This window comes from Limnohabitans sp., assembly GCF_038134685.1.
Taxonomy (GTDB): Bacteria; Pseudomonadota; Gammaproteobacteria; order Burkholderiales; family Burkholderiaceae_C; genus Limnohabitans_A.
In genome coordinates, this window is sequence record NZ_JAYPVP010000030.1 from 4,095 (window position 1) to 18,576 (window position 14,482).

15 protein-coding genes are annotated in these 14,482 nt (G+C 57.4%); all 15 read right to left on the bottom strand.

The window, feature by feature from the left end; translation table 11 throughout:
* Nucleotides 1-694, bottom strand: a 694-nt coding sequence (locus AAFM15_RS10710; protein WP_341686702.1) for a hypothetical protein, incomplete at its 3' end; no start/stop codon positions are given.
* A 217-nt stretch (nucleotides 695-911) separates the two neighbouring features.
* Entirely contained in the window at nucleotides 912-2,057 is a 1,146-nt protein-coding gene (locus tag AAFM15_RS10715) for an HlyD family efflux transporter periplasmic adaptor subunit (RefSeq protein WP_341686703.1), read from the bottom strand.
* A complete protein-coding gene (locus AAFM15_RS10720; RefSeq protein ID WP_341686704.1) occupies nucleotides 2,054-4,216 on the bottom strand; it encodes an ATP-binding cassette domain-containing protein in 2,163 nt (720 codons plus the stop codon). The genes AAFM15_RS10715 and AAFM15_RS10720 overlap by 4 nt, the downstream gene beginning before the upstream one ends.
* Nucleotides 4,213-5,529 carry a TolC family protein gene (locus AAFM15_RS10725; protein ID WP_341686705.1) on the bottom strand — a complete coding sequence of 439 codons (1,317 nt, stop codon included), beginning with the start codon at nucleotides 5,527-5,529 and terminating at the stop codon, nucleotides 4,213-4,215. The genes AAFM15_RS10720 and AAFM15_RS10725 overlap by 4 nt, the downstream gene beginning before the upstream one ends.
* Nucleotides 5,522-5,896 carry a hypothetical protein gene (locus AAFM15_RS10730; RefSeq protein ID WP_341686706.1) on the bottom strand — a complete coding sequence of 125 codons (375 nt, stop codon included), beginning with the start codon at nucleotides 5,894-5,896 and terminating at the stop codon, nucleotides 5,522-5,524. The genes AAFM15_RS10725 and AAFM15_RS10730 overlap by 8 nt, the downstream gene beginning before the upstream one ends.
* Nucleotides 5,897-6,290: 394 nt before the next feature.
* Nucleotides 6,291-6,821: a hypothetical protein gene (locus AAFM15_RS10735; protein ID WP_341686707.1), complete on the bottom strand. Its 531-nt coding sequence runs from the start codon at nucleotides 6,819-6,821 to the stop codon at nucleotides 6,291-6,293.
* A complete protein-coding gene (locus AAFM15_RS10740; protein ID WP_341686708.1) occupies nucleotides 6,818-7,267 on the bottom strand; it encodes a glycoside hydrolase family 73 protein in 450 nt (149 codons plus the stop codon). The genes AAFM15_RS10735 and AAFM15_RS10740 overlap by 4 nt, the downstream gene beginning before the upstream one ends.
* 17 nt (nucleotides 7,268-7,284) lie before the next feature.
* Nucleotides 7,285-7,668, bottom strand: coding sequence for a hypothetical protein (locus AAFM15_RS10745; protein WP_341686709.1), 384 nt, complete (start codon nucleotides 7,666-7,668; stop codon nucleotides 7,285-7,287).
* Nucleotides 7,669-7,741: 73 nt separating this feature from the next.
* The gene (locus tag AAFM15_RS10750; protein ID WP_341686710.1) at nucleotides 7,742-8,641 is read right to left on the bottom strand and encodes an SPASM domain-containing protein; all 900 of its coding nucleotides are present in this window, start codon (nucleotides 8,639-8,641) and stop codon (nucleotides 7,742-7,744) included.
* Between the two features lie 145 nt (nucleotides 8,642-8,786).
* Nucleotides 8,787-9,287, bottom strand: a complete 501-nt coding sequence (locus AAFM15_RS10755; protein WP_341686711.1) for a GNAT family N-acetyltransferase — start codon at nucleotides 9,285-9,287, stop codon at nucleotides 8,787-8,789.
* Nucleotides 9,287-9,592 carry a DUF1778 domain-containing protein gene (locus tag AAFM15_RS10760; RefSeq protein WP_341686712.1) on the bottom strand — a complete coding sequence of 102 codons (306 nt, stop codon included), beginning with the start codon at nucleotides 9,590-9,592 and terminating at the stop codon, nucleotides 9,287-9,289. The genes AAFM15_RS10755 and AAFM15_RS10760 overlap by 1 nt, the downstream gene beginning before the upstream one ends.
* An 88-nt stretch (nucleotides 9,593-9,680) precedes the next feature.
* A complete protein-coding gene (locus tag AAFM15_RS10765; protein WP_341686713.1) occupies nucleotides 9,681-10,607 on the bottom strand; it encodes a S49 family peptidase in 927 nt (308 codons plus the stop codon).
* Nucleotides 10,604-12,067: a phage portal protein gene (locus AAFM15_RS10770; RefSeq protein WP_341686714.1), complete on the bottom strand. Its 1,464-nt coding sequence runs from the start codon at nucleotides 12,065-12,067 to the stop codon at nucleotides 10,604-10,606. Before AAFM15_RS10770 ends, AAFM15_RS10765 begins: the two co-directional genes overlap by 4 nt.
* A gap of 15 nt (nucleotides 12,068-12,082) precedes the next feature.
* Nucleotides 12,083-13,789 carry a terminase TerL endonuclease subunit gene (locus tag AAFM15_RS10775; RefSeq protein WP_341686715.1) on the bottom strand — a complete coding sequence of 569 codons (1,707 nt, stop codon included), beginning with the start codon at nucleotides 13,787-13,789 and terminating at the stop codon, nucleotides 12,083-12,085.
* A 15-nt stretch (nucleotides 13,790-13,804) separates the two neighbouring features.
* Nucleotides 13,805-14,266 (bottom strand): phage terminase small subunit P27 family, encoded by a 462-nt coding sequence (locus AAFM15_RS10780; RefSeq protein ID WP_108311751.1) that lies wholly within the window; start codon nucleotides 14,264-14,266, stop codon nucleotides 13,805-13,807.
* Between the last annotated feature and the right edge of the window lie 216 nt (nucleotides 14,267-14,482).

Here is a 14,482-nt window from a genome sequence, read left to right on the forward strand (position 1 = left end):
CTGCCGTGGCTTGCACTTTGCTGCCGTCGGGCATGGTCACTTCGACTTTGCTGCCCGCTTCTGCCTTGCCAGAGACGGTGAGCGTGCCGTCGGCATTGGCCGTGAATTTGGTTTCGCTGGGGGCTGCGGGGGGTGTGGTGTCCGCAGGTGTGCCACCACCGCCGCCTGCGGCTGCTACCGCCAAGCCGCCTGCAGCACCAAGGATGTACAGCAAAGGAGGTACACCAACAATTGCCGCACTTTGGGCTGACTGAGCTTCAGCCGCTGCTTGTGCTGCGCTGCTGACGCCATCCACAGGCGCAGCGCCTGCTACGGCCACCCCATCTGGCAACGCAGAAACCCCTGCGGAGCTTTGCTGCAAAGGCACATCAGACGCCCAGGCCCACTGGTCACCGGCAAGGACAACGTCAGAGGTTTCAAAGTAGCCTGTGAGTTGCACCAGCTCTTCTTCGCCGTCCGGGGTCATGACTTTCAGATCCTTGCCGTTTTTGACCAGCTTGAGGCGACCGTCTTTGCCTGGGTTCATGGCTTTGGCCTGGCTGACGCCTTGCACCTGCCCGTCGATATCGACGCTGATTCTTTGGCCTGGCTGGACCGCGAGCTTGGGCACGGGCTGACCGGCCTTGCGCTCGAACAGCTTGAGCTGGCTTTGATCGCCAGTCTGAACGATGATTTTGACGAGTTGGTCTTGCATGGTGATGTCCTTGATGGGTTTGCCAGAGTTGTTTGGTTACTGACAGCGTTTTGGCTGCACACCAAATCCGATGGATTCAGCGAGCGCTTTCATGCCTTGGCTGCCTGCTTTCACATTTTTCGAATTTACCCGTGCTTACGGTTTTAAACTCTTAAGAATGATTGCAGCAGCCCGCGTGGGTGCGGGCCGTGCAGCGTGCAGATTGACGCGAGGGAATTTATTTTTGCCCCATGGCGCCGCTGAAGGCGCGGGCGATGGGTTTGACGAGGTAGGTGAGCACGGTTCGTTTGTCGGCCATGATGTCTATGCTGGCGGTCATGCCGGCTTTGGTGCTTGCACTGCTGATTTTGGAGCCAGGGGGATGATCGAAGCGGACTCGGGCGCGGTAGTAAACGCTGGTGCTTCCGTTTTGAGCCTGTTCGCTGAGGGTGTCTGAGCTGAGGTACACGAGCTCGCCCGGCAGTGATCCGTAGATGGTGTAGTCAAAGGCGTCGAGTTTGACGGTGGCTTTTTGGCCAATGTGTAGAAGGCCTATGTCGGTCGGGTTGACTTTGGCTTCGATGACGTAGCCGCCTTCGGTGGGTGAAATTTGCATGATTTCGTCACCCGGGCGGAGCACGCCGCCAATGGTGTTGATGCGTAAAAATTTGACGATGCCGTTGACCGGAGCACGGATTTCGGTGTGGTCGAGGACGCTTTGGCGTTCCTGGAGTTTGCTGCGCTGGCTGGTGATTTCGTCTTCGATTTGTGTGAGTTGTTTTCGGGCGTCGGCCTTGAACTTTTCTTCTACCGCTTCGAGTTTTTGGCGCGCATCGACAACGGCTCTTTGTGTGCGCATGAGCTCAACCTGGCTGACGTCACCGGCGTCGTAGAGTTTTTTGGTGAGTGCATATTCACTTTGTGCGTATTGCAGTTGTTCGCTGAAGGCTTTTTTGTCTTTGTCGAGTGCCACTTTGTTTTGCATCAGCAGCGCTTGCTGGGCGCTGACCAGGTCTGCATGGGTTTTTCGGTAGGCGCCATAGTCAGGTTGCTGGCCCGCCGCTTCGGCTTGGGCGCGCAAGCGGGCAATGCTCAGGCCGGCAACGCGGTTGCTGATTTCGTTGACTTGGGCGCGGGCGCGTTCGCTTTCAAGCACAACAAGCAGGTCGCCCTGCTTGACGTTGTCGCCTTCGTTGACTTTGAGTTCCTGGACTACGCCGCCGTCTGCGGCCTGGATGATCTGGGTTTTTTCCTGCGGGATGATTTGGCCTTGCGTTCTGACGGTTTGATCAATTTCGAACCAGGAGGCCCAGAGGACGAAGATGATGAGGCTGGTGAGCAGGTAGGTTCCTGTTAGCCGATTGAGGACGGGTTTGGAATTCATTCGGTGGTGACCTTTGCCGTTTGCAGTTTGGGCGCGTTGTTGCGCTCTGCGGTTGCTTGCAGGGCTTGTTGCTGCAGCTTTTGCAGGACTTGGTCGCGCGGCCCGTCCATCAGGATTTGCTGGTTGACCATGATGATGACTCGGTTGACCAAATTGAGCAGTTGCGGTTTGTGGGTGACAAGGACCATGGTGCTTTGCGGGCGTTCGCTCAGTTCGGCTTGCAGCATGGCGATGACTTTGGCTTCCAGGTTGGAGTCCATGGAGGCTGTGGGTTCATCGAGCAGCCAGATGACTGGACTGCGCAGCAGGGCGCGGGTGATGTGTACGAGTTGGCGTTGGCCACCCGAAAGGCCGCTGCCACCTTCGAAAATTTCCCGTGCAAGGCCTTTGGGGTGCGGCGCGATGACGGCATCAAACAGGCCGCTTTTTCGGGCAGCTTCCAAGATGGCATCGTCACCCGGATCGGTCAGGCCCAGTACAAGGTTTTCTCGCAAGGTGCCTGCAAAGAGCCGGCCGTCTTGCGGGACAAAGCCCATGCGGTTGGCCAGGCTGGCTTTGGCGATGTGATCGATTTCCAGGCCGTCCAGGGTGGTGCGGCCTGTTTGTGGTTTGTACATGCCGGAGAGCACGCGCAACAGGCTGGTTTTGCCGCTGCCCACACCCCCCAGAATCGCAACGCGTTCGCCTGGGGCAATGCGCAGTTGGCCAATCTTGAGGGCGGTGGTGCCCTGGTACTGCATTTGCATTTCCTGGATTTGGTATTCACCGCGCAATTGCTCAACTGCGATGGGTTCGGTGCCTTCGGGGTGATCGAGTTGGTAGGTCCAGAGTCTGTCCAGGTCTTCGATGGTGACGCGGGTTTGCGCCCATTGGGTGATCAGGTTGGGCAATGTGGCAATGGGGGCCGTGATGCGGCCACTGAGGATGGAGCAGGCAATAAGGGCGCCCATGGTGAAGTCGTTGTGACCGATGTACATGGCGCCGAGTGCAACCATGACCACATAGGCCACTTGCTGGAACATGGCCACCAGGAAATGTTGCATTTCCCCCAGACGGCGCATGGCGTGGTCGTATTGCCGACCTTCGTCGCTCAAATCCAGCCATTTGGAGAGCATGCGCCAGCCGCCCTGCCCTGATTTGATGGTTTCAGCGCCTTCTATGCTTTCGACCAATAAACCCAGTTTTTGGTGTTGTGCCGCTGTGGAGTGCTGGGTCAGTTGTTCTATGCGGGTTCTGAAAAAGAGTCCGATGCCCAGGCCCAACACCAAAAACACGCCCGGCACCAATGCGAGCCAGCCGCCGATGCTTGCCAGCACGATGAGCATGAGCGCGGCAATTGGCAGGTCAACCAGCATTTGTGTGCTGACGTTGACGAGGAAACTTCGGATGGATTCGTAGCTGCGCAGGCGCGATGAGGTGCTGCCAATGCTGGGCGGCAGTTGGTCGAGCCGGACGGCAAGAAAACGTGCGTAAATGGAGCGCGCCAGGTTTTGATCGATGGCATCTGTTAGCTCATGAATCTGGTGGGCTCTGACCCATTTGCCGATGGCCTCAAGGACAATGGACGCCAATACCCCCAATGTGAGGGCCAGCAATGTGCTCATGGCCTGGGTCGGGACGACGCGGTCGTACACCTGCATGGAGTAAAACGATGTGACCAAGGCCAGCAAGCTGACAGCTACGGTGCCTGCGCCGATGTCCAGCAAAGTACGCTTGTGCGCCCAGATTTCAGACCATACAAGTTGAAAGCTGGGGCTTTTGCTGGGAACAAAGGGCGCTTTCATGCGCAGTCTGACGAAACGGGTGTCGTCGTCAAAGCATATGTGTACGCTCTCTTCCAGGCGTTGTGCTAAAGGGTAGCACAATACGACAGCCCACGCACCTTGGCTGTCTTGGCCGGTGACGATGCCCAGCAGGCCTGCTGGGCTGACCACTATGCAAGGCAGCCGGCTGGCGTCAGGCTGTTTGCTCCATTTTGGCGCCGGCCAGCCCTGACTTTGCGCAAGCGTTGCCACTGTTTGGTGCAGGTCTTTGCCTTCCTCTTCAAACTGCTTGAGGCTTGAGCGCAGGAGCATGGGGTCCAGCGGTTCGCGGCGCAGTTGCGCCAACCGCATGAGGACGGCAAACAGTGCGGCGTGCTGGTTTTGTGCAGAGTTCATTGAGTTTTAATTTCGTTTTGCGCTGAGTGCGTCGTGGGCAATTTTGTCGAGAGGTATGTGTCCAGCCCCATGGCAAATATTTGCAGGCGTTGGTGCGTTAACCAGATTTGCGCTTTAGCATCTGCGATTTGCGCGAGGATTTGTGACTCTTCGCGTGCGATATTCATGATTTCTTGCCAGCTGCGGCGTCCTGCCAGATATTGGCGCTCAGACGATTCGAGATAATTGCGGTTAGCAGCGAATGTTTTTTCCAATTGCCCCAGGCGATCGGATTGGGCCTGAAAGTCCTGAATATCGGTCTGGATGCTTTCACGCACCTCCAACTGCCTTGCGTTCAATTCATTTCTGTAGGCTTCAACTTTGGCTTGTGCTGCAGCCACTGCCGACGCGTTGGATAATCCAGCACCGAAACTGCTGCTTAGACCAAAATATATGCTTTGGTGTGTACCCGTGACATCGCCATGCCGCATTTCACTGCGCACATAAACCTCAGGAATATTTCGGGCACTCGCCAGCTGGACATCTGCTTGCGCCGAAGAAATGAGTATTTGAGTTTTTTGAACGGTTGGATGCAAATTGACGTATTCATCCAATTGCGCAACCTCAATAGCAGGAGACCATTTTGTGATGGCTTTTTGACTCTGTGGCCAGCCCGAGTCATTTAGGTTGTTTATTTCTGAAGCCAGAGGTTTTTGGAGCATTTGCTCAAGTCTGGCTGCAGCTTTGTTCTTGAGGGACTGGCTTTGACGTAGCTCCGCCTGGACGGAACTGAGACGGCTCATTGAAAGTTGCGCATCACTGGGGGCAGAGAAGCCCTCGTTCGCTCTACGCTCGATTTGGCGGACATAGGCCATGTGTTTGTCTACACTGTCTTTAAAGGCTTTTGTCTTTTCATCTGCCGCTTGATATTCGGCCCAAAGCTGAAGCCACTTGTATGCAATGTTTGTTTTTTGCTCACTTACAGCCGCTTCGGATACCAGATATTGGGATTCGGACTTGTTGAGTTGAGCAGTCAAACGCCCCGATGTCCAAATTGGCTGCTGCAGTCGAAAATATTTACTGGATTTATCAAGCGTGCCATAAGGAACGTCATTTGCCGTTTCATACCCAACGGAAGGTGTGGGCCAAAATGCCCATTTGGCAGCATCAATATCTCGTTTAGAAGATTCAGCTTGTGCTTTGTATGATTGTATGGATGGATGATGGTCAACAGAATCTTTCAACACACTTTTAAATCCATCCTGCGCTTTAACTGACCCAAGGAGAACCAGCAAAACGAAAAAAAAAGCTATTTTTGAATTGAAATTATTCATTTTTTTGTCTGTTTTTTTCTAAAATGATTATGTCCTGCGAAACCACTCGATTTAACATAAGCGAATGTTCCTCCATCATTTTTCTGAGTTCGGCAGTAGGCTTGATAACAACCACTCTCTGGTCCTTATGACCGTTCTTGGTTTCTAAAAAGCCCGCCTTTTCCATCTCTCGAATTTTTAACCTGATTGCTCTGTCAGTAAAAAAATGGGATGAAAGAAGTTTTTTTATCGAAACTTCTTCTTCGTTCTTATCCGTGAAGACGTTTCTCGCAAGACATACATATATATGTCTTCCTATCATGGTACGAAAGAATGGAAATTTATTCATTTCCCATTCGTGCAGCACAAGAATTTTTTCGAGCAACATAATATGTTTTTCAAAATGTTATCGAGAAAATTTAATTTCCAATTTATCAGTTATCGAACTCATTCCTTTACCATCGGCAAATATTACGGGAATTTATTTCTCATAATTCATGCAAATTCTTAATTTTCATTAAGCAGTCAGGGTCTGAGGTACGGACCAAAGAGGCAACAAACAGGTCTTTCCGGAAACATGGAGCACCGTGGTGCGGGCATGTTTTGTTGCTCTTGTCTGTCATGCCACCATGAACGCTCTGCCGGAAAGACAAGTCAAACGGAACAGGCGCCTGACACAGACCTGTAAGCAACTCTGGCGGGACTACGGCAGAAACGACACCCCCCCGCCAGCGACCCACTACCCCGGTGGGGAGGTGAATGCAGACAGGGTCTGGGAGTGATCAAGGCTCAGCAGTGTCGGCTTGCGCTTTTGCCTGCTCGGCATACCAGCGCTGAAACGACAACACCATGAGCGTGGCGTCTGCCGCATCGCGGGCTAATTGCCCGCAGCCGATGGCGCCCGCATCTCGGGCGGGATCAGGTACAGGGTTGGCGGTGGATGCAACAGCGCTGGAGGCAAGCTTGGCATTGGCGGGCACTGAATCGGCTGCATGGCTGGCCGGGACGCACAGGCGGAGAGCGCCAGCGCCAGGTACAGGTACAGGGACACGGCGTGCCAATGTGGCTTTCTGGGTTTCATAGTCAGTCGAGATCTGTTGATTGATGTGTTCTTGCTGGGTTTCGATCTGGGCCACATGCAGGGATTGCGCCAAGACGGCAGCTTGCTGTTGTTGCCGCTGCACATCCCATGCCTTCTGGACGTCCTGATGCCCCTGCAGGTAGCCTGCTCCAAACAGGCTTGCAGCCAGCAGGCTTGAGACGATCCATCGCAGGGGTAAGGCACCAAGCCAGCGAAATAGCCATGCACTCACGTGGCCTCCGGCGGAAGGTCCAGCGCTTCAAGCTGGTATTTGTCGATCATGCTGATCAACTTGTCGGCATAACGTGGGTCGGTGGCATAGCCTGCCTTGGCCACGGCTTGGGCGAAGGTTTTGCCCGTGGTGCAGGCGAAACAGGCTGCGTAGCGTTTGTTACGGCGCAAGAATGCGGCATGGTCTTGCGTGCTGGCCTGCCAACTCGGGTATTTGCGCCACAAGGCAGGCACCACCACCCAGTGGCCTTTGATGAATTCCCGGGTGTTCATGGTGAGGGTTTCACCGCGCCAGAGGCTGTCGGCCTTGATCCCAAAGAGGTTGTTGCCATTCCTGGCCAGTCCAGATTCCCCCCAGGCGGACTCTAGGGCCGCCTGCGCGATGGTGATGCTGGCTGGAACACCCGAGAGCGCGGCTGAGGCCTGGGCACCAGGGGTGAGGCGCATGATGAATTCACTGGGAATCACAGCAGCTCCTTCACGTCTTTGGCCACTTCGTCGATGGAGGCATCACGGCGCTTACCAATGAAGTTAAAAATCCAGCGCACCATGGCCCACCCAGGCAGGCCACAGGCAAAGATCAACCCACCCAGGGCGCACAGTCCCATGGTTGAGAAGGCCCAGTGGTGCAGCCCAAAGTGCTCAACGGTGATGGCACCACCGCCAATGCTGGACACCACGGTGCTGATCAGGCCCACGGCCCATTCCCGTTTGTTCCGTGGCGGGGTCATGAGCATGACCACCACCGCAGCCAGGGTGGCTCCACTGGCCACCGCAGCAGCCGTACCCCCCAGGGCTTTGTAGGCGGCAGCTGCGCCTGCAACGCCAGAGCTTGTCGGTTCGGGCATAAAAATCTCCAAAGTAAAAAACCCCGCACTGACAAGCGCCAGGCGGGGTGGATTGAAAGGGGAAGGTTTTGACTCAGGCGGCGGTCGCCCGTTCATAAGCAAGGATGGGGATCACACGTCTGGGGCGGTTTGCAACTGCACCATGGATCTGGCCAAAGATGTCTTTGCGGTCCTCGCGGAAATCGCCATCGATGTAGTACGGAATACATCCGGTCATGAATTCGATCGCCGCAGCCAGGAATGGCACGTTGTCCGAATAGGCGGCGTCGCAACCAGCATCCCAAAGCTTGCCTTCGAGGAACATGCAGGAACCCTTGCAGATTTGCAGCATTGGGCAGCTTGGGCAGTCCGACCGTTGGCTCCAGTGGGTGGCGCTGCGCATCTTGACGGCCTGTAAATTGGACACCTGTCCAATGTGGTGGGGCTGACCGTTCGGAGCGATGGCTTTTGCACTCACGTTCTGGCAAGTGAGCACGTTGCCATGCAGGTCGACGGCCAGGTGGTCAGGCCTGTCCATGGAGCACTTTTGGCCGACTGAAGATGCTGGACGCGCCGTCTGGATGGATTGCACAAAATCCATGATGTGCTGCTGCGCGATCGTCATGCGAGACACCAGGCCCTGCCGAAGCTCTTTGAAGTCCATGGCCCTGAAACGCAGGTGATCCTGATGCGTTTGAAGTGTTGCAGACAAACCGCCCTCATCGTAGGGGTCAATAAACGCGCCCTCCCCGATCTTGACGTCTTTGCTAAAGCGTTCACAGCGCATTGCCATGTGGGCTTCCTCGGCAATCAGAGCTGCCTCGCGGTCGATAGCGGCCGAGGCCGCTTCGATCCTGGCTTTGAGGGCTTCAAAAGCACTGACCTCTTCTTCGTTCATGTCGCGCTGCTCGGCGGCAGCGATGTCGGTCAGGGCGCGTGCGTCCTTGACCAGGGCGGCTTTGCGGGCTTGCAGCTCGCGCAGTTGCTTGCTCATGGGTTTGACTCCAGAAATGAAAAAGCCGCCTGGTCGAAATGACGCAAGGCGGCTGCTTTGGGCGCGCAACCTACGGGTTGCGCAATAGAAAAGGGCCTCATCGGAGGCCCTGGTTCATCAGAAATGATGTGCGTTGCTGATCTATTTACTTGATCAGATCTTTGACCGTTGCAAGCGGAATAAACAGGAACAACGGCTGATCTGGCAACGCAATGAAACCGTGATGAGCGTAGAAACTGGCAGCAGCCTCATCCTTGGCGTCCACAACGAATGCGTAGGCTGCAATTTCTGCTGTGACGGCGCGTCGCAACGCATCAGCCAGCAAGGCCGCGCCCAACCCTTCACCTTTGAAGGACTGATCCACGGCCAGTCGCCCCATGCGTACCGCTGGCACGCTAGGATAACGCGGCAGTTTTTTGGCAAGCGTTTCTGGCAAATCCGCCAACAACACACTGGCCGAAGCCAGGGTGTAATAACCAGCAATCTGGCCGAGCGCATCGGTCGCGACAAAGCAGGCCGTCACCCGGCGCTTGATGTCCTGGCTGACTTGGGTCCGGAAATACCGGTCCAGCGGTGCAACACCACACTCGAAGCCAGAACGATCACTGGAGAGGTCCAGCGAATCAACAGAAAACTGAAAGGCCATCAAGCCACCAACAGCTTGTTTGCCTTGGCAAAGGCGCGCTTGAGTGCTGCATTGGGTTTGGCTGGTGCAATCAGGGCATTGGCAAATGCTTCCTGGCCTGCGACTGACAAACGCACATGGTCGGCCTGCGCAATGGTTTTGGATGCTGCCATCTGCAGGGCATGGACCACAAAATCGGTCATTGTTCGCCCCTGGATTTCTGCAGCACGCTTGACGGTCATGTGCAGATCCTGGCTGATACGAGCCTCCAGCCGAGCCGACTGGGGCTTGGATGTACGCGGTGCGGCAATGGCGCGAGCAGTCATGGCATTTCTCCTGATGTTGTTGAATTGTACGGCAAATTGCCGGAAATTCAAAGCTACTACCTTTCGGTTCAAACATCAGCGCACAGAGTCAGATCAACGCAAGTGCATCACGTGCTTTCTTCAGGCGGGACTGGCTGCGTGGCTGCTTGCCGCGCACACTGGCCTGCATACGGGAGAGCACATCGTCAAAGGTGGCAATGCCGTCGACCATGCCGCCAGCCAGTGCGGCGTCCGCCCCCAGTACCCGGCCCTCGCCCATGCCCGAGCGCACATCGCTCACCGAAACACCACGGCCCTTGGCCACGGCTTCGATGAAAGCGCTGTAGTAGTCGTCCACTCGGGACTGCATGAAAGCCTGCGCCTGCTCATCGAGCGGCGCATACGGGTTGCCCTCGACCTTGAACTTGCCAGCAGAGATCAGGGTGGGCTTGACGCCCTCCTCTTCCAGCGCCTTCGAGTAATCAAAGTGGGCCTGCCACACGCCAATCGAGCCCACCTCGCCACCCGGAGTGACGTAGAACTCGCTGGCCGAGCAGCCGATCCAGTAAGCAGCTGAGGCCGCCAGGCTATTGGCCACGGCAATGACCGGCTTCTGGGCACGGGCCTTGACGATTTCGCTAGCAAGCTCACTGACCCCGTAGACGCTGCCGCCAGGGCTGTCGATGTCGATCAGGATCTGGCCCACGGTATCGTCGGCAAGCATTTGGCGCAGGACCGAAGTGAACTGCTGGGTGCTGGTGCTGCCCGGCCCCGAGATGTCGTCGACCATGTTGCCGCGCTGCGTCACAACCCCGTACAGGGGCAGGACCGCAATGCCGGTGCCCGTGCTGGCCGCCGCCATCTGCTTGCGGGTGTCACGCAGCACACGGTCAGTGTTGACCTGAAACAGGGTCTCGTCACTGGGCGGCTCGCCCGCAGACCATCGCGTCAGGATGCCCGACATGGCATGCAAACGCTCGGGCATCAGCGCCCAGGGCGTGGTCAGGAATTCGGAGAGCAGGAGTTGTTTGTTCATGTGTTCATTCCAAGTTGGATCAGGGAGGCAGCAAGTGCATCTTCCTCAAAGGGCTGTGTTTGCTGCTGCGCCCAGGCACTGACCTGACTGGCTTGCAGTGCGAAGGCCTGGGCAATCAGGTCGGTTTCGTTGGCTCCCAGGGAGCCCTTTTTGGCGATGCGCCGGGCAAGCCGGGCTGCGTTGGACTGCACCAACTTGCGAAAGCGCAGGCTGGTTTCCTGCTCTACAGGCGCTGAGTCGGTGGTTTCGACTTCCTGCTCAGCCTCTTCGGCATCCTCCTCTTCCACCATGTTCAGCGGGCGTAGGGGTTGGTCCAGGCCTTGCAGCGGGTTGAGGTTTTCTGCGACACGGGCCTCGTTGCGGGTAAGCCAGCCGTTCTGGATGCCGCTTTGGTAATACGCCGAGCGGCTGGCCGCATCCCCTCGCATCAGGTTGGCGAAGTCGAACTCGACTTCGAGCTCATCGCCGTCAAGCATCAGGTCCGCTTCGATCGAAGCCTCCCAGCGCTCGGCCCAGGGCGTCATGGTGTGCATGACGAATTCCAGGCTCTGCTGCTCGATGTTCGAGAAAGTTGCCCGGTCCAGGTCCGCGATCATGTGCGGCGGCACTCGGAACAGGCGCGCGATGTCCGTGATCTGGAACTTGCGCAGCTCCAGAAACTGGGCGTCCTTGTTCGTGACCCCCACCTCATGGAACTTCATGCCGTTTTCCAGCACGAGCACCTTGCCCCGGTTGGAGCCCGATTGCGCCGCCTGGTAAGACTCGCGGAACACCCGCTTGGCCTCGGCATCCTTGAAGTTGCCTGGAAACTCGATCCAGCCACCGGTGGGCTTGGCATCGTTGTTGAAAAAGCGCGCACCGTAGTCCTGAGCTGCCAGTGCTATGCCCAGGCTTTCGCGGGAGAGTTCGATAGGGCTGTGGCCCATCAGGCCATCCGAGGACAGGCCCCGTAAGTGCCAGACCTCGCCACGGGGCAGGACCAGCTCATGGCCTGCCTGGTTCTGGATCCTGTATCGGTAGTCACCTTCAGTGAGCAGTTCCATGCGCACCCGGTCCGGATGGATAGGGATCAGCTCGGTGATCTCGCCTCGGCCATTGGCCAGGATCTGGCAGAAGGCATTGCCACGCAGGGCCAGATGGCCCTGCAGCATCTCACGCCACTCGAACGGGTTCTGGTACCGGTTGGGCTTCTTGCCCAGCACCCGGTAGAGCCAGTGGTCCGTGATCCGGTCCTTTCCGCCGTCCTTCCTGGCCCGGTAGACCACCAGGGGCAACGACGCCATGGTTTCAGACAGGATGCGCACGCAGGCGTACACAGCAGCCAGTCGCATGGCCGAATCGGCCGAGACGCGCATGCCCGAGACGCTTCGCACCGAGACGGGTTCGAAGAAGAAATCGCCCCAGGGCGAGCGGTCACTGCTGGAGGCCTTGAACAGATCGAAGATGTTGAAAATTCCCATGGTGTGTCTTCGTGGTCAAAGCAGCATCAACTCGTAGTCGGACCCCAGCACCACCGAGTCCCCCGGTTTGATCGCCCGAGACAGGGCCATGATCAGTGCCACGATTCCATCGATCTTGTTTTCTGCCCGCTCCTTGCGTGGATAGATGTTGTCTTTGACGTCCGTGTGGGCCACCACGTTGCTGGCCATCCAGGCCAGTACCGGGTCACCGTCATGGATGAGCTTCTTTTGCAGGACCAGGGCTTCAAGCGTCTTCATCGGTTCGCTGAAGTTCAGCACCGTCGGACGAACCTCGATCATGGGCAGGCCCTCGGAGAGCATCCGAGTTGAGAGCTGCGTAGCCTGGAACGGGTCGAAGGCCACAGCCTCCACCGAGAACCGGGATGCGATATCCAGCAGATCAGCCTCGATCCAGCTGAAGTCGATCACGTTGCCCGGCGTCACCGACAGGCGTCCGGTGTGGGCCCAGCCCTCGTACTGGCTGTTGCCCGCAGCCTGGACCGTGTCCTCGGGCAGGTAGTACTTGCCAAACACAACATATGCGTCGGCTATGTCGGGATGCTGAAACACCATGACGAGCGCTGCAATGTCCGTCTTGCTGGCCAAGTCCAGGCCCACCCAGCAGGGCTGGCCCAAGAACTGGTCCAGCTCCAGATCCGGGTTAGTGCCCGCGTCCCAGGCTCGCATGTCCATCCATGCCTTGTCTGCGCACACCCATTCGTTGAGATGCTTGGTCTTGAAGTTGTTGACCGCGCTGGGCAACTGCATGGCCTTGGCCTGCAAGGGCACCAGGATCTCCTCACGCACCGAGAAGCCCCAGTTGGGGTTGGCCTTGATGAGGGAGTCCTTGATCGTCCAGTCGTCACCTTCATCGAGACCGTAAATGATCCCGAACTGAGAGTCATCCTCGAACACCCGGTTGAGCAGCTTGGTGACAAAGCTCCTGACCTCGTAACAAATCCCCGAGCGGTTGCTGCCAGCCGTGGTGATCACCCACAGCAGGGAGTTGTCCCGTTTGCCGGTGCCGGTCTCCACCACGTCATAAACCGTTCGAGTCTTGTGGGCGTGCAGCTCGTCAATGCATCCGAAGTGGATGTTCAAGCCGTCCAGCGTGGAGCCCTCAGCCGAAAGCGCTTCGAACTTGGAGCCCGTCTGCAGCACATGCATGTTGTGCGCCCCGACGTTCACGGCGAACCGGTTGCGAAACCCCGGGCTCAGGCGCGCCATGGTCTGTGCATCGCCAAAGACAATGCGCGCCTGATCGCGGGTGGTGGCCAGCGAGTACACCTCAGCGCCGCCCTCACGGTCGGCGGCCAGCATGTACAGGCCCACGGCCGAGGACAGCGTGGACTTGGCGTTGCCCCGTGGCACCTCGATGTACGAACGCCTGAAACGGCGCTTGCCATCCGATTTGACCCAGCCGAACACCGTGGACAGGATGAACACCTGCCAGGGTTCCAGAACGATCATCTGACTGGCCAATGGCCCTTTGACGTGAGGCAGGCGCTCAATGAAGGCGCACAGGTTGTCGGCTGGTCTGTAAGGCCTGCCGTACCGGTCGAGCAGCTCCGGGTTGAACCGGTAGATGCTGCTCTTGCGTTTGAAGCGGATCAGGTCATCGAGCTGGCGCTTGCAGGCTTTCTGAACCCACTCGCAAGTCAGGATCTCTCCCGATACGACGCGCTGTGCATATTGTTTGGCGCTCGCGGCATATCCACTCATCGTTTGCTCTCGGTCCTACCCAACAATGTCCTCCCAGAGATCAAGCTCTTCGCCCGGTCGCTCGTTTGGAATGGAGATGCGCGAACGAGACGCTGGGGTGAATCCCATCTCGATCGCAGCCTTGGTCATGATCTGGGCCTGCTTGTTGGCAATGGCCAGGTACGGCGACTGCATGGGCACACCGCTGTGGGGGGCCTTCACCAAGAGCCCCGTCTTGCCGATACCCGCCTGGGCCTGTCGGTACAGGTCTGCCGCGCAGGCCCAGATTTCCAGCACGGACATGTCCAGCTTGCGAATCAGGGTGGGCGGCGCGCATTCAAGCGCGTAGCGCCAGGCAGCCTTGGCACCCTCAGGCATGTAGTCCGGGGGCTCGACCAGCAAGCCCTCTGGGATGGGCTCGTGGTAGTTGGTCCGGCATGGCTGCAAGGTTCCCTTGATCTGCTTGACTTGAGTCGGCAGTGGCTTGCGTCCACCCATAAATCACCCGCTTGGTTTGATGTTCATTTGATGCACGGCCTTTGCTGCGCAGAGTCTTTGGAAAAGGGGATACCCCCCCTTGTTCAATTTGCACGCACAAAAATTTGCGCAAGCCCACGCATCTTGGGCGCCAGTCTGTAGAGATTCATCCCCCCTACCCCCTCAGGACGGGGTCACTGGCGCGAGGACGCGGTCTCTGAGGCGGTCTTCGCGTTG